Origin of the sequence: Algibacter sp. (assembly GCF_039977455.1) — a bacterium.
Taxonomy (GTDB): Bacteria; Bacteroidota; Bacteroidia; order Flavobacteriales; family Flavobacteriaceae; genus Algibacter_B.
Genome location: NZ_JBDWDG010000022.1, coordinates 487,464 through 507,610 on the forward strand (window position 1 = coordinate 487,464; position 20,147 = coordinate 507,610).

General features: G+C 33.8%; 16 protein-coding genes. 5 read left to right on the plus strand and 11 right to left on the minus strand.

What is annotated here, in order from left to right; all coding sequences use genetic code 11:
• Nucleotides 1-97 precede the first annotated feature (97 nt).
• Nucleotides 98-1,714, minus strand: coding sequence for a phosphoenolpyruvate carboxykinase (ATP) (gene pckA / locus ABJM36_RS11040; RefSeq protein WP_348451503.1), 1,617 nt, complete (start codon nucleotides 1,712-1,714; stop codon nucleotides 98-100).
• A 61-nt stretch (nucleotides 1,715-1,775) separates the two neighbouring features.
• Nucleotides 1,776-2,174 carry a DUF423 domain-containing protein gene (locus ABJM36_RS11045; RefSeq protein WP_348451504.1) on the minus strand — a complete coding sequence of 133 codons (399 nt, stop codon included), beginning with the start codon at nucleotides 2,172-2,174 and terminating at the stop codon, nucleotides 1,776-1,778.
• A 100-nt stretch (nucleotides 2,175-2,274) separates the two neighbouring features.
• On the opposite strand from ABJM36_RS11045, the gene ABJM36_RS11050 reads away from it, so the two are divergent.
• Entirely contained in the window at nucleotides 2,275-3,639 is a 1,365-nt protein-coding gene (locus tag ABJM36_RS11050; RefSeq protein WP_348451505.1) for a saccharopine dehydrogenase C-terminal domain-containing protein, read from the plus strand.
• A gap of 272 nt (nucleotides 3,640-3,911) precedes the next feature.
• Here ABJM36_RS11050 and ABJM36_RS11055 read toward each other — a convergent pair whose 3' ends face one another.
• Nucleotides 3,912-5,453, minus strand: coding sequence for a glycine--tRNA ligase (locus ABJM36_RS11055; RefSeq protein WP_348451506.1), 1,542 nt, complete (start codon nucleotides 5,451-5,453; stop codon nucleotides 3,912-3,914).
• Between the two features lie 81 nt (nucleotides 5,454-5,534).
• Between ABJM36_RS11055 and ABJM36_RS11060 the strand changes: the two genes are divergently transcribed.
• Together ABJM36_RS11060 and ABJM36_RS11065 are read left to right on the plus strand one after the other, a co-directional pair.
• Complete coding sequence (locus ABJM36_RS11060) at nucleotides 5,535-6,212, plus strand: phosphoribosyltransferase family protein (RefSeq protein WP_348451507.1); 678 nt, start codon at nucleotides 5,535-5,537, stop codon at nucleotides 6,210-6,212.
• A 62-nt stretch (nucleotides 6,213-6,274) separates the two neighbouring features.
• Nucleotides 6,275-7,879 carry an Ig-like domain-containing protein gene (locus ABJM36_RS11065; protein WP_348451508.1) on the plus strand — a complete coding sequence of 535 codons (1,605 nt, stop codon included), beginning with the start codon at nucleotides 6,275-6,277 and terminating at the stop codon, nucleotides 7,877-7,879.
• Here ABJM36_RS11065 and ABJM36_RS11070 read toward each other — a convergent pair.
• The 8 genes from ABJM36_RS11070 to leuS form a co-directional block, all read right to left on the minus strand.
• Entirely contained in the window at nucleotides 7,872-8,651 is a 780-nt protein-coding gene (locus ABJM36_RS11070) for an amidohydrolase (protein WP_348451509.1), read from the minus strand. The genes ABJM36_RS11065 and ABJM36_RS11070 overlap by 8 nt on opposite strands.
• Before the next feature lie 79 nt (nucleotides 8,652-8,730).
• Complete coding sequence (locus ABJM36_RS11075; protein WP_348451510.1) at nucleotides 8,731-9,219, minus strand: hypothetical protein; 489 nt, start codon at nucleotides 9,217-9,219, stop codon at nucleotides 8,731-8,733.
• 198 nt (nucleotides 9,220-9,417) lie between these two features.
• The gene (locus tag ABJM36_RS11080) at nucleotides 9,418-11,190 is read right to left on the minus strand and encodes a DNA mismatch repair protein MutS (RefSeq protein WP_348451511.1); all 1,773 of its coding nucleotides are present in this window, start codon (nucleotides 11,188-11,190) and stop codon (nucleotides 9,418-9,420) included.
• 129 nt (nucleotides 11,191-11,319) lie between these two features.
• Nucleotides 11,320-12,141: a T9SS type A sorting domain-containing protein gene (locus tag ABJM36_RS11085; RefSeq protein WP_348451512.1), complete on the minus strand. Its 822-nt coding sequence runs from the start codon at nucleotides 12,139-12,141 to the stop codon at nucleotides 11,320-11,322.
• 326 nt (nucleotides 12,142-12,467) lie between these two features.
• Nucleotides 12,468-13,166, minus strand: a complete 699-nt coding sequence (locus ABJM36_RS11090) for a zinc metallopeptidase (RefSeq protein WP_348451513.1) — start codon at nucleotides 13,164-13,166, stop codon at nucleotides 12,468-12,470.
• A gap of 161 nt (nucleotides 13,167-13,327) precedes the next feature.
• The gene (ald, locus tag ABJM36_RS11095; RefSeq protein ID WP_348451514.1) at nucleotides 13,328-14,422 is read right to left on the minus strand and encodes an alanine dehydrogenase; all 1,095 of its coding nucleotides are present in this window, start codon (nucleotides 14,420-14,422) and stop codon (nucleotides 13,328-13,330) included.
• Between the two features lie 167 nt (nucleotides 14,423-14,589).
• Nucleotides 14,590-14,850, minus strand: coding sequence for a SemiSWEET transporter (locus ABJM36_RS11100; RefSeq protein WP_348451515.1), 261 nt, complete (start codon nucleotides 14,848-14,850; stop codon nucleotides 14,590-14,592).
• Nucleotides 14,851-15,097: 247 nt separating this feature from the next.
• The gene (gene leuS, locus ABJM36_RS11105) at nucleotides 15,098-17,920 is read right to left on the minus strand and encodes a leucine--tRNA ligase (RefSeq protein WP_348451516.1); all 2,823 of its coding nucleotides are present in this window, start codon (nucleotides 17,918-17,920) and stop codon (nucleotides 15,098-15,100) included.
• Nucleotides 17,921-18,085: 165 nt separating this feature from the next.
• Here leuS and ABJM36_RS11110 point away from each other — a divergent pair, with 165 nt between their 5' ends.
• Complete coding sequence (locus ABJM36_RS11110; protein WP_348451517.1) at nucleotides 18,086-19,000, plus strand: DMT family transporter; 915 nt, start codon at nucleotides 18,086-18,088, stop codon at nucleotides 18,998-19,000.
• Nucleotides 19,001-19,207: 207 nt separating this feature from the next.
• Nucleotides 19,208-20,086 (plus strand): permease-like cell division protein FtsX, encoded by an 879-nt coding sequence (locus tag ABJM36_RS11115; RefSeq protein ID WP_348451518.1) that lies wholly within the window; start codon nucleotides 19,208-19,210, stop codon nucleotides 20,084-20,086.
• Nucleotides 20,087-20,147 lie beyond the last annotated feature (61 nt).

A 20,147-nucleotide genomic window follows, 5' to 3' on the forward strand; every position in this document is an offset into this window, starting at 1 on the left:
TTTACATTATATAATACCTAAAATAAGGGATAATTATAAAATTACCCCTTTATAGATTAAAACTAAGGCCTTTATAAAAATAAAAACAATTAGTTATTTAAAACGCATAGCGTTGTGGGCCACCACGTCTTATTTCTTCGGTACAATGCGCTTCAAACTTTTTAAAGTTTTCTCTAAACGCATTGGTTAATTTAAAAGCAGTAGTGTAATAAGCCTCATCATCATCCCAAGTAGATCTTGGACTTAAGACACTTGTTGGTACACCTGGACAACTTCTTGGTTGCGCTACACCAAACACCGAATGAATGTGGTAATCATCATAATTATAAAGTCCTAAATCTCCATTTAAAACGGCATTAATCATGGCGCGAGTGTACTTTAATTTCATTCGTGTTCCAACACCATAAGGACCACCAGTCCAACCAGTGTTTACTAACCACACATTAACACCAGCCTTTATCATTTTATCACTTAACATTTCTGCGTATTTAGCAGGATGCAAAGGCATAAAAGGTGCTCCAAAACATGCCGAAAATGATGGCACAGGTTCCTTAACACCAGCTTCTGTTCCTGCTACCTTAGCAGTATAACCAGATATAAAATGGTAAGCCGCTTGGCTAGGTGTTAACTTCGAAATTGGTGGAATAACTCCAAAAGCATCAGCCGTTAAAAAAAATATATTTTTCGGATTTTTACCTATAGAAGGTACTTGTATATTTTCAATATGATGAATAGGATAACTTACACGTGTATTTTGTGTAATAGATGTATCAGTAAAATCTACATCACCTTTATCATTTAAAATAACATTTTCTAGAATTGCACCCTTTTTAATGGCATCGTATATTTCAGGTTCATTATCTCTTGATAAATTAATAACCTTAGCATAGCAACCACCTTCAAAATTAAATACGGTGTTTTCGTTTGTCCAACCGTGCTCATCATCACCAATTAAACTTCTATTTGGATCCGTTGATAACGTTGTTTTTCCTGTACCCGATAAGCCAAAAAAGATAGCTGTATCTCCATCTTTACCAACATTAGCACTGCAATGCATAGGCATCGTATTCTTAAAAACAGGTAATATAAAATTTAATGCAGAAAAAATACCTTTTTTAATTTCGCCTGTATAACCAGTTCCACCAATTAAGGCTATTTTTTTTGTGAAATTTAAAATCGCAAAGTTATGTTGACGTGTTCCATCCTCTTCAGCTACAGCCATAAATCCTGGAGCATTAACAATAGTCCATTCTGGGTTAAAATTTTCTAGCTCCGCATCTGTTAGGCGTAAAAACATATTGTATGCAAACTGATTACTCCAAGGGTATTCATTAATGACACGAATTTTTAGCTTATAATTTTCATCTGAACAGGCATAACAATCACGCACAAACAGCTCTTTTTCAGATAAATAATCAACAACCTTAGCATATAACTTATCAAAATCATTGGGCTCAAACGGAATATTGACATTACCCCACCAAATCCTATCTTTAGTTACCTCGTCTTTAACTATAAATCGATCTTTGGGAGAACGCCCCGTAAATTCACCTGTATTAACTGCCAATGCACCAGAAGCTGCTTCGACACCCAACCCTTTTGATACCGTAATATCATGTAATTTTTGGGGAGTTAATTGATAGTTTACTTTGGCACTTTTAATACCGTACTTTTCTAACGAAATCGTTTTCGTAACTTCACTGTTATTTCCCATAACTTGGCTCTAAATTATATTAAAACACAAAATAAAGATATTTTTTTCAAGCATCCCTAAATTAATCGACTTTTTTCGAAGAAATATTCAAAAAAGATACTATCATAAAACACCACGCCACAATTAACAATAACCCGCCTATTGGCGTTATAAAACCAATAGATTTAAAATTAAAACCAGACAATGTATTTGTCGCTAACCCATAAATAGAACCAGAAAAAAACAAAAGCCCGATAACAACCAAATAGAAAATGATGCTTTTAGTTTTTGTCTCAATTAAAGTACTATGGCCAATAAATAAAAGTAATAAGGCATGATACATTTGGTAGCGCACCCCTGTTTCAAAAGTTTGTTGAGCTGTTTCAGGAATTAATTCCTTTAAGGCATGGGCACCAAAAGCTCCCAAAATAATACTCACAACTCCCAAAATAGCACCAGTAACCAATATTGTTTTATTCATCTTCCTTTAGTTATTCTTTAAAATTACACTTAATAATTAGTAAATTAGTCCAATAAAATGCCAAAACAGCATATCTCTTATCACAACAAATTTACTTAATATGCGAAAGATTTTAGTCATTGGTTCAGGAAAATCAACAGCCTACTTATTAAAATATCTTCTAGATAAATCCGATTCCGAAAATTTATTTATTACGGTAGGCGATTTAAATCTAGACCAAGCAAAATCGTTAATTGGCAACCATAAAAAGGCTAAAGCTATCCACTTAGATGTGTTTGATAACTCATCAAGAATTCATGCCATTAAAAATGCAGATATTGTAATATCTATGCTTCCAGCTCACTTTCATATTGAAGTTGCTAAGGATTGTATTACCTACAAAAAACACATGGTAACGGCAAGTTACGTAAGTCCAGAAATGCAAAATCTGGACCTCGACGCTAAAGCTAACAACCTAGTTTTAATGAATGAAATTGGAGTCGATCCCGGAATAGACCACATGAGTGCCATGCAAGTTTTAGACAGCATCAGAGATAAAGGTGGTAAAATTATTTTATTTGAATCCTTTACCGGCGGTTTAGTAGCGCCCGAAAGCGACAATAATCTTTGGAATTACAAGTTTACTTGGAACCCTAGAAATGTAGTGATTGCAGGACAAGGCGGAGCAGCTAAATTTCTTCAAGAAGGCGCATACAAATACATTCCGTATAACCGTTTGTTTAGGCGCACAGAATTTTTAGAAATCCCGAATTTTGGACGTTTTGAAGTTTATGCCAACCGCGACTCCTTAAAATACCAAAGCGTTTATGGCTTAGATAACGTTAAAACACTATACCGCGGCACCATGCGTCGTGTAGGTTTTAGTCGTGCATGGCATATTTTTGCTACACTTGGTATGACGGACGATAGCTACACCATAGACGACAGTGAAAACATGAGTTACCGCGATTTTGTAAACGCATTTCTCCCTTACAGTACTACAGACTCCGTAGAGTTAAAACTGCGCCACCAGCTAAAAATCGATCAAGATGATGTGGTTTGGGATAAACTCGTAGAACTCGATATTTTCAATCCTAATAAACCTGTAGAACTCAAAAAAGCAACTCCCGCACAAATCCTACAAAAAATATTAATGGATAGCTGGACCTTATCAAAAACGGACAAAGACATGATAGTGATGTATCATAAATTCGGTTACGAACTACACGGAAACCAACATCAAATAGACGCAAACATGGTTGCACTAGGCGAAGACCAAACCTATACCGCTATGGCAAAAACCGTGGGACTACCCGTTGCCATGGCTGCACTTGCCATTTTAAATGGCAAAATAAAAACTCCTGGCGTTCAAATTCCTATCACCAAAGAGGTCTATCAACCCATTTTAAAAGAACTCGAAAACTACGGCATTACGTTTCAAGAAAAAGAAGTCCCTTATTTAGGCTACAACCCTTTAAACATTTAATATTTGGGCGTTACCCAAGGGTCGGGCTTTGCGCTGCAAGTCCTCGCACCTCCTACGTCGGGCTGTAGGCTTTCCACTGCAATCCCTAACGCAATTTATAGTTTCAATTTTAAATCAAATACTTACATGTATGTTTTAGCTTGAAATAAGGCCATTATTTTCCCGTCTTAAGGGAATGCATACAACTAAGCGCTTTTTATAAAACAAAAAAACCCAGACTATGCTGGGATTTTTTTATTACTATATAAAGTTACTACTTTCGCAGACTTCAATTACATTTTCATTAACCAAGAACGAACATCTACCTCTTGCTTAATAATATTACGTAAGTCTTCAATTTTAACACGCTCTTGCGCCATAGAATCTCTATGACGTATAGTAACTGTACCATCTTCCTTAGAGTCATGATCTACAGTAATGCAAAAAGGTGTTCCGTTGGCATCTTGCCTTCTGTAACGACGTCCTACGGCATCCTTTTCATCATAAATCACATTAAAATCCCATTTTAATTCTTCAACAATTTGTTTTGCTATTTCTGGTAAACCATCTTTTTTAACCAATGGTAAAATAGCTGCTTTTACTGGAGCTAAAACACTCGGTAATTTTAAAACGGTTCTTTTTGTGCCATTTTCTAGTTCTTCTTCTTGTAAAGAATTTGAAAAAACGGCTAAAAACATACGGTCTAAACCTATAGATGTTTCTAAAACATACGGTGTATAGCTTGCATTATCTTCATGATCGAAATATTGTAATTTCTTCCCGGAATGCTCTTCATGTGCTTTTAAATCGAAATCGGTTCTTGAATGAATCCCTTCTAATTCTTTAAAACCAAACGGAAATTTAAATTCAATATCGGCAGCAGCATCAGCGTAATGCGCTAATTTCTCATGGTCATGAAAACGGTAATTATCAGCCCCCAGTCCTAAAGATAAATGCCATTTCATCCTGTGTTCTTTCCAGTAATCATACCACTCTTTTTGAGTTCCTGGTTTTATAAAAAACTGCATTTCCATTTGTTCAAACTCACGCATTCTAAAAATAAATTGTCTTGCAACAATTTCATTTCTAAAGGCTTTACCTGTTTGCGCTATTCCAAACGGAATTTTTAATCGGCTTGTTTTCTGTACATTTAAAAAGTTAACAAAAATACCTTGAGCCGTTTCTGGACGCAAATATAAATCCATAGCAGATTCGGCAGAAGCTCCTAATTTTGTTCCAAACATTAAGTTAAACTGCTTAACGTCTGTCCAGTTTTTACTTCCTGTTAAAGGATCGGCAATTTCTAATTCTTCAATAAGCAATTTTACATCGGCTAAATCTTCCTTTTCTAAAGATTTCGCCATTCTAGAAAGAATCGTGTTTATCTTTTCTTGATAACCAACTACACGTCCGTTAGTTGAAACAAATTCTTCTTTATTAAAGGCATCACCAAAACGTTTTTCAGCCTTTTTAACTTCCTTTTCAATTTTTGTTTCAATTTTAGCGCAATAATCTTCTATTAAAACATCTGCTCTGTAACGTTTTTTAGAATCTTTATTGTCTATTAATGGGTCATTAAACGCATCAACGTGGCCAGAAGCTTTCCATGTGGTTGGATGCATAAATATTGCAGCATCAATACCTACAATATTTTCATTCATTTGCACCATGGCTTTCCACCAGTAGTCGCGTATATTTTTCTTTAATTCTGCGCCGTTTTGTGCATAATCGTATACTGCACTTAAACCGTCGTAAATCTCACTACTTTGAAACACATATCCGTATTCCTTTGCATGCGAAATTACCTTCTTAAATTGATCATCTTGATTTGCCATAGGTGCAAAAATAAAAAACCGCTTAAAACAAACGTCATTTTGTTAAAAATAATTAAGTTTACAAGACTACATTTTTTTATTATGCTTAACTCATTAGTAAATTTATTCTTTCCTAAAGTATGCTATGCATGCCATAATTTACTAGATGATAATGAAGATACCATCTGTTTAGACTGCCGACACGATTTGCCCATTACCAATTTCCATTTTGATAATAATGATAGTGTAAAAAAGGTACTTTACGGTCGTGCGCTAATTGAAAACGGCACTGCCCTGTTTCGATTTGAAAAAAAAGGCCATGTACAACGCCTTATTCATAACCTAAAGTATAAAAACCATGAGCATATAGGTTTCGTTTTAGGAAATTGGCTTGGTGGCGAATTAAAAACCCTCGATGCCTATAAACATATTGATATGGTTATTCCTGTGCCATTACACAAAAACAAATTAAAAAAAAGAGGTTTTAATCAAGTGGCAAAATTTGGACAACAAATAGCAGAAGCGTTAAATGCACAATATGTTGATGATGTACTTTTAAAAATAACCAACACCAAATCGCAAGTCACAAAAAAACGCTTTGCCAGGTGGACCAACGACAACCAGCTTTTTACAATTAAAAACCCATCGAAAATTGAAAACAAGCACATTTTAATTGTTGATGATTTAATTACTACCGGCGCCACTCTCGAAGCTTGCATTTTAGTTTTAAACGAAGCTAAAAACATAAAAATAAGTATTGCTGTTATGGCAATAGCATAAATATATTATCGTTATATTTTTTAACCGAATTCATGTACTTTTGCTAAAAATTTAAGTTGTTGATGAATAAGACCCTTTCAAATTTTATTTTCGCCTTAATTATTGGCTTAATTATTATAAGTTGTGCTAATCGTGGAACGCCACAAGGTGGACCAAAAGACGAAACACCTCCGAGAATTGTAAAATCTGAACCAGAAAATTATTCAACCAATTTTAAAGGCAATGAAATCAAAGTTTATTTTGATGAGTATATTAAAATAAAGGACATTTCAAAGCAACTTATTATTTCGCCTCCTATGAATACGGCACCAGACGTTTCTCCTTTAAGTGGCGGCAGTAAATCCATTACCATAAAAATTTACGACACCTTACAACCTAACACTACTTATGCTTTTAATTTTGGAAATAGTATAACGGATAATAACGAAGGCAACCCTTATCCTTATTATCGTTATGTACTATCTACAGGAGACTATATTGATTCGCTTTCTGTAAAAGGTAAAATTGTTGACGCTTTAAAAAAGAAGCCTGAAACCTTTGTTAACGTTGCTCTTTACGAAGTAGACTCCTCGTTTTCAGATTCTGTTGTTTACAAATCTGCTCCTAAATACATCACCAATACTTTAGATAGTATAACCACATTTTCTATTGATAACCTAAAACCTGGCAAGTATTTATTAATGGCTTTAAAGGATGGCAATGGCGATAATAAATTTCAACAAAAAACAGATCAAATAGCGTTTCATAATAACTTTATTGAGGTACCTACAGATACAACCTACACCTTGCGCCTTTTTAACGAAAAATTAGATTATAAGGCAACTAGACCGCGTTTAATTTCGGGCGAAAAAATAGCATTTGGTTTTGAAGGCGACTATGAAGGCATGCAAATAGACCTTATTTCTGAAGCGCCTTCTGATTTTGAATACCGCATTACTAAAGACCCTGTTACAGACACCTTAAATTACTGGTATAAACCTAAACTTGAAACCGACTCTTTACTTTTTAAAGTAACGAATAAAGATTACAAAAAAGATTTCACTGTTAGATTGAACAAGAAAGACAGAGACACGTTAGTTATTGGAACTTCACCTTCGGGTAATATTGCTTACAACGAAGATTTTAAAATATCGGGTACCACGCCGTTAACAAAATTTGATGTTTCGAAACTAAGAATGATGGATAAAGACTCTACAGCCGTAACCTTCACTACAGATTTTGACACCTTACAAAACGCCTATTTGTTTAAGTTTGATAAAACCGAAAACAACAATTATAAAATTGAGATACTACCTGAAGCCTTTGAAGATTTTTATGGCGATAAAAACAAGGACACCTTAAATTTAACTTTAAGAACTAAAAAAGCTTCGGATTTTGGCTATGTACGATTCACTATTGTTAATGCTACTTACCCACTAATTATTCAATTAACAGATAAAAAAGGGGAAGTAAAAGAAGAACGCTATGCCGCTGAAAAAGGCCCAATAGATTTCTTAAATTTAACGGCAGGCATGTATTCTATACGTGTTGTACATGATGTTAATGGCAATAAAATGTTTGACACAGGTAACTACCTAAAAAAGATTCAACCAGAAAAAATAAGTCATTTTCAAGAGATTGAAATTAGAGCGGATTGGGGAATACAAGAAACACTTACGTTTAAATAATTTTAAATTGATCCTTATCGTTTAAAAACTTAAACTTGTTTCTATAAGCTTCAACATGTCTTTTTTCGAGTGTAGCTATCTTGGTTTCCTCTACATTTGGAGGAAACGCTACTAGTTGTTCTCCAAGTACATTATATACTGCCGAGTGACCAGAATACGCAGCATTTACGCCATCAACTCCAACTCTATTAACGCCAATGCAATAACACATATTTTCAATAGCTCGTGCCTTTAATAAAGTATCCCAAGCTGAAACTCTCGGTTTTGGCCAATTAGCAACATAAAGTAACACATCATAATCCTCGATATTTCTTGCCCATACGGGAAAACGTAAATCGTAACAGATTAAAGGGCAGATTTTCCAACCTTTATAATCTACAATAACTTTTTTAGTACCTGAAGTATATATTTTTTCTTCGCCAACTAAGGTAAACGAGTGGCGTTTATCGTAATGCGTTACATGCCCTGAAGGTTCAACAAAAAGCAAACGATTATAAAACCTATTTTGGTCTGAAATAACCAAACTGCCAACAATGGCAGCATCTACTTGCAAAGCTAATTCTTTTAACCAAGTCACCGTTTTCCCATCCATAGTTTCGGCAACTGCCGAAGCATTCATAGTAAAACCAGAAGTAAACATTTCGGGAAGTACAATAATATCGACATCCTCGGAAATATTTTTAATTTTATTTGTGAAGTTTACACGGTTTTGCTCAGGATTTTCCCAAACTAAATCGGTTTGAATTAACGCTATTTTAAGGTCTTTTTGCATAGATAGTATATACTAAACCTTAAAATAACGTTTTTTAATTCTATTTTAAAACAGAAAGCGATTATTTCTATTTAGCACCTTATAATTTTTTCTTGGCTTTTGCTGTAGCTTCTTTATATTTTTCGATTTTTTCCAGCCATTTTTCTTCATCAACTGGCGACAATTTACCTTTACTTTTTAACTTCTCGTATTTTGCGAAAGCGTCTTTTTGTTTTTTAGTCGCCTTGTCAAAATTAGATTGTGCTTTTTGTCTTTTCTTTAATTCCTTTTCGGCCTTTTTTTGCTTCTTTTCCGCTTGTTTTTGTTCTTTTTCAGCTTTTTCCTGGTCCTTTTCAGCCTTTTCTATACGTTTTTTAGTTTCTTCGGCATTTTTAATTTGAGTCATTTTACTATCAAAAGCTGCTAAAACACCTGCCTTATCCTCCTCCGATAAGGTTTCAGTAACATCGACCCCAGCTTTAAAAATTTTATCTTTTTTAATTTCGTATGGCTCCCCATTAAAACTAACATCTTGGGCGTTAACAACATACCCTAACCCTAAAAACAGTACTATCAATAAATATTTCATATTTCTTTTTTTTAATATTAAATGTACTAATAAGACCCATTTCTTTGTAAAAAGTTACTTAAAATAAAGTTAATAAATTCAAGGTTTTCTATAAGACAGCACTTATATTAAGTAACCAAGATGTAACATTTGAAAAAAACCCAACTAAAAATTGCTCTTCATAAATCGATTTCTAGCTTCATAAGAATGCCCAAATATCTAAACAATCTCCATCTTTTTCAACAAAAACGACGCATTCATATTTTGACAAATACCTGTTTTTAATGTATAATCAAAATGAAGCTCATCGTTAATAATTTCGGCATCAAAATAATAGTTCTTCACATCTTCTAATTCTTGTTCGATTTCACATAAACTTAAATCGTGTGTCGCTATTATTCCTGTGGCATTTGATGCCACTAATTTTTCAACAAACTTTCTAGAACCTATGGCCTTATCTGTACTATTGGTTCCTTTTAAAATTTCGTCTAAAATTATAAAATAAGGCTCTTTTTGAATGGTATCGACAATGTATTTAAGTCGTGTTAATTCTGAAAAGAAATACGAACTATCATCGGCTAAAGAATCTGTTGTACGCATGCTTGTTATCAATTTTACAGGCGAATACTGTGTTGATTTTGCACAAACAGGTAACCCAACGTTAGCCATAACAATATGTAAGGATACGGTTCTTAAAAATGTACTTTTACCCGCCATATTTGCGCCAGTAACAATAAAAAATTGTTCATTATCTATAGTTAGATTACTATCCACGCGTTTTTCTTTATTTAGCAAGGGATGTCCTAAATCTTTGGCTTTTATAACTGCTCCATTTTCTAAAATCTGTGGAAACACAAATTCCGGATGGTTATAAGTGTAATTTCCAAAGGAATTGTAAGCATCGAAAAACGAAACCACTTCAAACCAATCGGATACCTTATGGCCATACTGCGCTATCCATTGTTCTATTTTATAACTGTTTTTAACATCGGTTAAAAAATACCCATTTCCAAAAATGGCTCCTATCAGGTTATTTCTATTATCCAAAGCATCTAATGCCTTTGAAAATGTTTTAAAAATTTCAGAAGCTTTCTTATTGTCCGACTGAATTTGCTTCTGTTTTTGCTGTAACAATTCCGAAGTAAAAGACTCGTTTTCAATCAAATCTAACAACGCTGCATATTGACGAAAGGTATCTCTAATTTTATCGGTATTAGCAGCCAGAACATTAATCTTTTTAAGGTAACGCCCCGTAATGGCTAACCCAACAAATAACCAATAGCCTATTATGGCTTTATTTTGAATAACATTTAAAACGGTGAGCACAAACAAAACAAGCGTACCTAAACTAAACACTAAAGGCAACCAAGACATCAGTTTTGGTAAAAAGGATTTATGACTTTGTAGCCACCCAATAATCTGTTTTGCTGGTGTTTCAACTTGCACTAAACTAGAGGTTGCCGAGTAATACTGTCTCCATTTGGGTTTGTTATTTAACTCTTCAATAGCTTTTTGTCTAGCAGTAATACCATCTACATTATTAGCTTTAAGCGCATTTGCTAATTGTGCTGCTCCCTCTTTTATGGTTGTTCTATTTATAAATTGAAAAAACGAACCACGACCAAACAAATCAATATCTAAACTATAATAATGCGAAGGATCTTGATATTGTAAACCTTTATCTCTACTAAGAAAATCGCCCTCAGCAATTTTAATTTCATCCTCGTTAATGCTTACTAAAGCTTTATTAAAATCGCGCTGTCTTTTTATATCTGTATGCTTTGAAAGCAAATAAACAAACAAAATAACACCAAAAACCGCTATTGGCACTGCAATTTGCCATTGGTTAAAAAAGAAATACACACCAAAGCCAACACCCACAAACACCGCTAATCGATACAAGCTAAAAAGCGTCATTGTATTAGTTAAGCGTTGCACTTGCACTTTATAAATCTGTAAATGGGTTTTATAATATTCTAATGGATTTTTCATGACCTGTTATTATGCAATAAAGAAACAAAAAAGCCCTGAAAATATTCAGAGCTTTTGTATCGTATTTTATTATTGATTTATTAACGCATCAATTACGTGACGAGTAACCACCCTTTAAAAGACTAATTATCAATGGATAACTAACTTTTTTGTAATCGTATTTTTTGCCGAAAAAACGGTCATAAAATACACTCCTTGAGATAATAAAGCGTTCATTTTCAGATTTTGGCTTCCAATTATTCCGTTAAGTTTATATGTAATTACTTTACGGCCGTTTAAATCGACAACCACTGCTTTTTCCAAACCAATATTTGACCTGATTTCTATATCGCCGTTGGATGGGTTAGGAAAAACACTTACATTCTTGGCAAGCATGGCATTTTCATCCACTCCTAAAGTGGGCGTCATCTGAACTGTTATATTGTGAAAGCCAAAATTATTTAAATCTTGGACCGTTGTTGGAATAATATTTATCTTGTTAATATTCAAAGCGTCACCAGGATTGGTAATAGACAAGGTTCCGGAGCCGACTTGGTATAAAGTTGGGTTTGAAATAAAGGCACCATTTTGGTTGGTGAGCGATAGCGTCCCTGGTGATGTAAGAAGATCATAATCAATACTGATAAGATCAAAATTAGTGGGTTGCCCATTTTTGGTAATGGTCAAAATAAACGGAGCGTTTGATGAAGCACTCCCTAAATAAAATACAAGATCACCACCACCTAAATCATCCAATGTTTCAACATTTTGAGCATGATCGACCTTTAATACATAAGTATCAGTTCCCGAAATAATAGTTTCGGTAATATAAAAACTTATGTTGTCATCAATGGCAGTATCAATGGTAAAGTTCACAATTTGTGCAGACATACTAAAGCCCAATAAAAGAGACAGGTTGAAAAATATGGCGCTAATTAATGTTTTTTTTGAATAAGGGTATTTTTTTTTCATAATATAAATTTTAATGAGTTAACTGTTTGAAAGACTGAATATACCAATTAATTTTGTAATAAAATTATTATACACTCTTTTAGAATTAGAAAAACAAATCATAGCCAAAAACATCCATATCTAAGCTTTAAAAATGATTGGAGGCTTGAAAAGGTAATCCTTAATCTATATCATGAAAATCACCAGAATTGATATTTATTTTTAGCCTAATATTATAAACCAAAGTCTCTTTAAACATTTATTTTTTACTTAAACGTCATTATACTTTGAAAACAAAAAAGCCCTGAAAAAATTCAGAGCTTTTAATAGGTAATTTTTATATGGTTTTAATCGCGCCCTCCAAAAACTTGAAGTGCCCAATACATTAATGAAGCAATAGCACCAATGGCAGCCACCAAATATGTTCTAGCGGCCCATTTTAAGGCATCTTCAGAACCTTTATATTCATCTGGAGTTACTATATTTTTATTTTTTAACCATGCTAAAGCTCTATTACTTGCATCATACTCAACAGGTAATGTTATCACACTAAATAATGTTGCAAAACTCATCATAACTAGACCAGCAATAGCAACCCATTGGCCCATGCCACCCATAGCTTCTGTTGCCATTAAAGCAATACCACCAAACACGACCCATTGTGACATACTTGAGGTAATTTGTACCACAGGTACTAATTTAGAACGCATAGTTAAATAACTATATGCTGTAGCGTGTTGTACCGCATGTCCGCATTCGTGAGCAGCAACAGCCGCCGCAGCAGCATTACGTTGATTATAAACCGACTCACTTAAATTCACAGTTTTATTTATAGGGTTATAATGGTCTGTTAATTGTCCTCGTGTAGAAATCACCTCAACATCTCTAATTCCATGATCGGCCAACATTTTTTCTGCAATTTCAGCACCACTCATGCCGTTTCGCAAATGCACCTGCGAGTATTTCTTAAACTTGCTTTTTAATTGACTACTTACTAACCAACTCACTAAAGAAATGGCACCAATTAATATATAATATCCAATCATTGTTTTTTAAATTTTAAATTCTAATTAAAGATAGCAAAAATAACGCCAAATTTTTGAAATGAAATAATGTCAGTCAATCAAAACATTAGTTACAAAAACCAAAAACGTCTAAACCCTAGTTAATAAGAATTTAGACGTTTTTAAATATAATTTATTATTCCTTAAGCCATTTCTAAATCAAAAGCTTCGGCAATCTCTTTGTATACAATCTCACCTTTTACAATGTTTAATCCTTTAGCTAAAGCAGTATTATTATCGCATGCTTTTTTCCAACCATCATTGGCTAATTTAACGACATAAGGTAATGTTACGTTAGTTAATCCCATTGTAGATGTGTAAGGTACAGCACCTGGCATATTTGCAACACTATAATGCACAACCTCATCAATAATATAAGTAGGATCTTGGTGTGTAGTCGGTTTTGTAGTTTCAAAACAACCGCCTTGATCTACAGCTACATCCACCATAACGGTCCCTGGACGCATCTCTTTAAGCATATCTCTGGTAATTAATTTTGGTGCTTTTGCCCCTTTAATTAATACGCCTCCAATAATTAAATCGGAATCTACAATATGCTTTCTAATATTATATTCACTAGAAAATTCACTTATTACATTATTTGGCATCACATCACTAACATGACGTAAAGCTTTCATATTAATATCTAAAACATGAACACTAGCACCCAATCCAGATGCCATACGTGCCGCTTGTAAACCTACCACACCAGCACCTAAAACCAATACTTTTGCAGGAGGTACACCTGGAATTCCACCTAATAGAATACCGCGACCCATAATAGGTTTTTCAAGATATTTAGCCCCTTGTTGCACAGACATTCTACCTGCAACCTCAGACATTGGAATTAATAATGGTAACGACCCATCTGCATCTTCAACCGTTTCGTAAGCGATACAAATAGCCTTACTATCAATCATCGCATTGGTTAACACTTCACTAGAAGCAAAATGGAAATAAGTAAATACAATCTGATCTTCCTTAATTAACTTGTATTCTGGCTCAATAGGTTCTTTAACCTTTACAATCATTTCGGCAATACCATAAACCTCCTCAATAGTATCAAGAATTGTAGCTCCGGCGCCAATATAATCTTCATCTAAAAAACCACTATTAAACCCTGCGTTTTTTTGTATATAAACAGAATGATTTCGTTTAGTAAGTTCAAAAACACCTGAAGGTGTCATACCTACTCTATTTTCATTATTTTTAATTTCTATAGGAACTCCAATTTTCATAAATAGGTTATTTAAAGTGTAAAACTAGAGCAAAACTAAAACAATAATTTTAAATATTATCTGTAAAATACGCTTTTCACTAAATTATTTCCATGCAAAAACAGAAAAACATAATTTTTACATAATTTACATCAATTTAGTAGGAATTACATTTACCAGTAACCGCCTTACTTTTTAGAATATTTTATTTTAAAAAACATCAATAAAAAAGCAGACACGACTGTAATACTGTTAGCAAAAATCATAGAAGGGCTATCTTTTAAAAACCCATAAAATAACCAAGCCACAATACCAGCAAAAAACATTAATAACATAGGCAAGGATAAACCCGATACATCTTTTGTGCTCCAAGTTTTAAATACCTGCGGAAGAAAAGCAGCTGTAGTTAAAATGGCTGCAATAAATCCAATAGTTTCAGTATAATTCATTCTTATTTTTAATTAAATTATTTGGGCATTCCCCAAGGGTTGGGCGATCGGTAGTCGCTTTTTTGTTTTGCATACCTACCTGTTGGCATGCAGGCGTAAACAACACAAAAAGAGCTTCAACAAAACCTCAATTCCTAATGTGGGTTTATTTGTTATTGGCAGTATTTATTTTTTATTAAAACCAATCTATTTTAGTCATTTTTACGAAAACCAAAAATATTGTATAGTGCAAAAACTTGTATTGCCCTTACCCTACAATATTTACAATTTTCCCAGGTACAACAATTACTTTTTTAGGTGTACGCCCTGCTAATTGTTCTTGTGTTTTTTCGTTTGCTAAAACAGCTGCTTCAATATCGTCCTTACTCATATCCAATGGTAATTCCATGGTGAAACGCATTTTACCATTAAACGAAATTGGATAATTCTTGCTACTTTCAACCAAATGACTTGCATCAAACTTTGGAAAAGGCGCCGTTGAAATTGACTCCTTATTCCCTAATTGGCTCCATAACTCCTCAGCAATATGTGGCGCATAAGGAGAAATTAAAACCAATAAAGGCTCGAGTATTTCTTTCGAAGTACATTTTTGCGTCGTCAGTTCGTTAGCTGCAATCATAAAGGTAGACACCGAAGTATTAAAAGAGAAATTCTCAATATCTTCCTGTACCTTTTTAATGGTTTTATGTAACGTTTTTAAGTTGTCTTTAGTTGGTTTAGCATCTGAGACTTTAAGTCCGCTATCATCAGCATACAACTTCCATAATTTTTTAAGGAAATTATGAACTCCTGTAATACCTGCAGTATTCCAAGGTTTATATTGCTCTAATGGGCCTAAAAACATTTCGTATAATCGTAAACTATCAGCCCCATAATCTGAAACAATATCATCAGGATTAACAACGTTGTATTTCGATTTAGACATTTTTTCAACATCTCTACCAACCTTATACACGCCATCCTCTAAAATAAACTCAGCAGCTTTATAATCTTCACCAAATTCACCATCAGATTTTAACCCTTCAATATCTAATTCATCAGAAGCATTAATATATTTCACTTTTACGTGAAGTGCTTGTACTTTTTTATCCTTTATTAAACCAGCCGACACATAGGTATTAGTTCCTTCTTCTCTATAAACAAAAGCACTAGTTCCCAAAATCATACCTTGGTTAATCAGTTTTTTAGCAAACTCATCAACAGGTACAACACCTTTATCGAACAAGAATTTTTGCCAAAAACGCGAATATAATAAGTGTCCTGTAGCATGCTCGCTTCCTCCAATATACAAATCGACATCTTTCCAATAATCCATAGCTTCTTTCGATGCTATTTCGTTTTGGTTATCCGGATCCATATATCTATTAAAATAGAATGAACTTCCTGCCCACCCTGGCATGGTATTTAATTCTAATGGGTGAATCGTTTTATTATCAATCAAGTCATTGGAAACCACTTCGTTTTTATTGGTGTCCCAAGCCCAAACGGTAGCATTTCCTAATGGTGGTTCGCCAGTTTCGGTTGGTAAATATTTTTCAACTTCAGGTAACTTTATTGGTAAATGTTCGGCAGCAATCATCTGTGGCATACCATCAACATAATACACAGGAAAAGGCTCTCCCCAATAACGTTGACGACTAAACACGGCATCGCGCAAACGGTAATTGGTTTTGCCTGCGCCTTGCCCAATTTGCTCCAACTCGTAAATAGCACGTTTGGTCGCTTTTTTATAATTCATACCGTTTAGGAAATCACTATTTCCTATGACGGTTTTTTCTTTATCTGAAAATGCTTCTTCCGAAATATCAACACCTTCAAATATGTTAATAATTGGAATATTAAAGTGTTTTGCAAAGGCATAATCGCGCTCATCACCACATGGGACAGACATTACTGCACCTGTACCGTATCCTGCCAAAACGTAATCGCCAATCCATACCGGAATAGGCTCTTTGGTAAATGGGTGTTCTGCATACGCACCTGTAAAAGCACCAGAAATGGTTTTTACATCGGCCATTCTATCGCGCTCGCTTCGCTTAGCTGTTGCTACTACATAAGCCTCAACCTCAGCTTTTTGCTCTGGCGTTGTTATTTGTTGTACTAATTCGTGCTCTGGAGCTAAAGTCATAAAACTAACACCAAATATGGTGTCTGGACGCGTTGTAAACACATCAATTACCGCATCATTTTCTTTAACTTTAAAAGTTACTGATGCTCCTACAGATTTTCCAATCCAATTACGCTGACTTTCCTTTAAAGAATCTGTCCAATCAATAGTTTCTAAACCTTGTAGTAAACGTTCAGCATAGGCAGAAATACGCATACTCCATTGTGTCATTTTTTTACGAATAACGGCATGCCCACCACGTTCTGAAACACCATTAACAATTTCATCATTAGCTAAAACAGTTCCTAAGGCTGGACACCAGTTAACTTCAGTTTCGGCTAAATAGGTTAATCTATATTGTAATACTATTTGTTGTTGTTTTTTAGAATCAAAAGCATTCCAATCTTCCGCAGTAAATGGCTCAACAGTATCGTCACAAACAGCATTGATAGTTCCATTTCCTTCCGAGGCGAAAATCGCTTCTAATTCTGAAATATCTTCTGCTTTATTTTTATCATTATTAAACCATGAATTGAATAATTGAATAAAAATCCATTGCGTCCATTTGTAATAACTAGGATCAGATGTGCGCACCTCGCGAGACCAATCGAAAGAAAACCCAATTTGGTCTAACTGACGGCGGTACGTTGCAATATTATCTTTAGTGGTAATAGCTGGATGTTGCCCTGTTTGAATAGCATATTGCTCTGCAGGCAACCCAAAACTATCATAACCTTGAGGGTGTAAAACATTAAACCCTTGGTGACGTTTATAGCGTGCATAAATATCGGACGCAATATAACCCAAAGGATGCCCAACGTGCAATCCTGCACCACTAGGGTAAGGAAACATATCCAAAACATAATATTTTGGTTTTTCGCTACCATTTACCGCTTTAAAAGTTTGGTTTTCTGCCCAATATTTTTGCCATTTGGCTTCAATTTCATTGAAATTGTACTTCATTGTCATCCGTTTTAAGAAGTTGCAAATTTACGTTTTAAATAGAAAACAAAAAGGGTTTCGATTTAATTAATCGTTATCACCTTATTTTACTTAAAACATATAGATGTTTTAAGGATTTAAACTATGCAAATTTGTAATTTCGCAACCTTAAATAACTGTTTACACTTGATAAAAGACACCACCAAAGCTCACCTAGCACTTTTAAGTGCCAATATTATTTATGGCGCCAATTATATTATTGCAAAAGGCATTATGCCAAATAAAATAGGGCCAACGGCATTCGTTTTTATTCGCCTTAGTTGCTGCTGCCTTTTATTTTGGGCTATTAAACTCTTATTTATAAAAGAAAAAATTGATAAAAAAGATTTACCTCGTTTTATATTATGTGGTTTGTTTGGCGGTGCAGCAAACCAATTGTTGTTTTTTCATGGCATTAATTTAACCTCGCCCATAGATGCTTCTATAATAACCACGGCTACACCTGTTATTGTTTTAATTTTTAGCCTTATCATTTTAAAAGAACGCATTACAAAAAACAAACTTATAGGTATTACTATTGCTACAATTGGCGCTGTTTTTTTAATTCTCTATGGCAATAAAGCCACCGGAACCAGCTCTTTTTTAGGCAACTTATTTGTTTTACTTAATGCCAGTTGTTATGGTTTATATTTGGTAATAGCTAAAACCTTAATGAGTAAATACAACCCCATAACTGTAATAAGTTGGATGTTTTTGTTTGGTTTTATGTTTGTTTCACCTTTTGGAATATCAGAATTTTTAAACACCAATTTTGAAGCCTTTACCGTAAACACCTATTTAACTATTGGCTATGTGGTTTTATTTACCACCTTTTTTGCATACCTATTTAATATTTTTGCGCTTAAGCATTTAGCTCCATCAATAACCAGCAGCTACACCTATTTACAACCTGTTGTTAGCTTTATAATGGTTACTGTTCTTGCCTTTGTTTTTATGCAAGATATTTATGCCGAAGACATTAATTTTATTAAAATTATAAGCTGTTTTGTCGTGGCTTTTGGTGTTTACATAATTAGCAAACCAGAAAAACTAAGAATTTAAAAACTATAATATAAGATTTAACGTTGTTATCTTAAAATCTATCAACTTTAACCAACCATAATCAGCAAAAAATAAAAAATCTTTAGATATTATATGATTTTAACATAAACAGGAATTGACAAATGGAACTGAAAACAAAAGACTTAAGCCTTTTGAAGTTTCTTTTCAATTTCTTTATTATTTTTACAGCTTTAATCCTATCATTTTATGAGTTCATCATTTGAAAAACACCAAAAACGCAGACTTATTTCTTCCTACTTTTCAGTAGTGTTAAGTATTGCATTGGTTTTATTTTTATTAGGGTTACTAGGCATGCTCATTTTAAATGCCAAAAAAGTTTCAGACCATTTTAAGGAACAAGTTGTAGTTACTATTTACTTAAAAGACACCGCTAAGGAAGTGGAAACTAAACAGCTTGAAAAAAGTTTGGCTATGGCAGATTATGTAAAATCTACCGAATATGTTTCAAAAGAACAGGCTGCCGAATTTATGAAAGCTGAAAACGGTGAAGACTTTATGGACTTTGTAGGTTACAACCCATTGCAAAACTCCATTGATGTGCACTTAAAAGCCGATTTTGTTACGTCGGAACATCTTGAAAAAATTTCAGCGGAAGCAACAAACAAAAACTTTGTTGATGAAGTAACTTATGATAATGACTTGGTTAACCTCATGAACGATAACGTAAAGAAAATCAGTTTTTGGGTATTGGTAATAAGTGGAATTTTTACTTTAATTGCTGTTTTATTAATTAATAGCTCTATAAGATTAGCGGTTTACTCTAAACGCTTTACCATTAAAACCATGCAAATGGTTGGCGCAACAAAACGTTTTATTAGACGTCCGTTTGTATGGAAAAGTGTACGTTTAGGCATGATTGGCGCTTTTTTAGCGTTAATAGGTATGGCCATTGTTTTATACTATTTAGACAAAACTTTTGTTGAACTAGAACTGCTAGGCAACCCTATTTTAGTTGCGGCATTATTTGTTTTTATATTTGCCTTAGGCATTATAATTACTTGGATAAGTACACACTTTGCAACACAACGCTTCTTAAATTTAAGAACAGACGAGTTGTATTATTAACACAAAAAGTAAAAAACAATAATTTAGAAAATCATTAACAGCATTTTTCTAAATAAATCTT

Excerpts from the sequence above, each read along its gene's own strand:
- pckA (WP_348451503.1), bottom strand. The coding sequence starts at position 1,714 with ATGGGAAATAACAGTGAAGTTACGAAAACGATTTCGTTAGAAAAGTAC.
- ABJM36_RS11045 (WP_348451504.1), bottom strand. The coding sequence starts at position 2,174 with ATGAATAAAACAATATTGGTTACTGGTGCTATTTTGGGAGTTGTGAGT.
- ABJM36_RS11050 (WP_348451505.1), top strand. The coding sequence starts at position 2,275 with ATGCGAAAGATTTTAGTCATTGGTTCAGGAAAATCAACAGCCTACTTA.
- ABJM36_RS11055 (WP_348451506.1), bottom strand. The coding sequence starts at position 5,453 with ATGGCAAATCAAGATGATCAATTTAAGAAGGTAATTTCGCATGCAAAG.
- ABJM36_RS11060 (WP_348451507.1), top strand. The coding sequence starts at position 5,535 with ATGCTTAACTCATTAGTAAATTTATTCTTTCCTAAAGTATGCTATGCA.
- ABJM36_RS11065 (WP_348451508.1), top strand. The coding sequence starts at position 6,275 with ATGAATAAGACCCTTTCAAATTTTATTTTCGCCTTAATTATTGGCTTA.
- ABJM36_RS11070 (WP_348451509.1), bottom strand. The coding sequence starts at position 8,651 with ATGCAAAAAGACCTTAAAATAGCGTTAATTCAAACCGATTTAGTTTGG.
- ABJM36_RS11075 (WP_348451510.1), bottom strand. The coding sequence starts at position 9,219 with ATGAAATATTTATTGATAGTACTGTTTTTAGGGTTAGGGTATGTTGTT.
- ABJM36_RS11080 (WP_348451511.1), bottom strand. The coding sequence starts at position 11,190 with ATGAAAAATCCATTAGAATATTATAAAACCCATTTACAGATTTATAAA.
- ABJM36_RS11085 (WP_348451512.1), bottom strand. The coding sequence starts at position 12,141 with ATGAAAAAAAAATACCCTTATTCAAAAAAAACATTAATTAGCGCCATA.
- ABJM36_RS11090 (WP_348451513.1), bottom strand. The coding sequence starts at position 13,166 with ATGATTGGATATTATATATTAATTGGTGCCATTTCTTTAGTGAGTTGG.
- ald (WP_348451514.1), bottom strand. The coding sequence starts at position 14,422 with ATGAAAATTGGAGTTCCTATAGAAATTAAAAATAATGAAAATAGAGTA.
- ABJM36_RS11100 (WP_348451515.1), bottom strand. The coding sequence starts at position 14,850 with ATGAATTATACTGAAACTATTGGATTTATTGCAGCCATTTTAACTACA.
- leuS (WP_348451516.1), bottom strand. The coding sequence starts at position 17,920 with ATGAAGTACAATTTCAATGAAATTGAAGCCAAATGGCAAAAATATTGG.
- ABJM36_RS11115 (WP_348451518.1), top strand. The coding sequence starts at position 19,208 with ATGAGTTCATCATTTGAAAAACACCAAAAACGCAGACTTATTTCTTCC.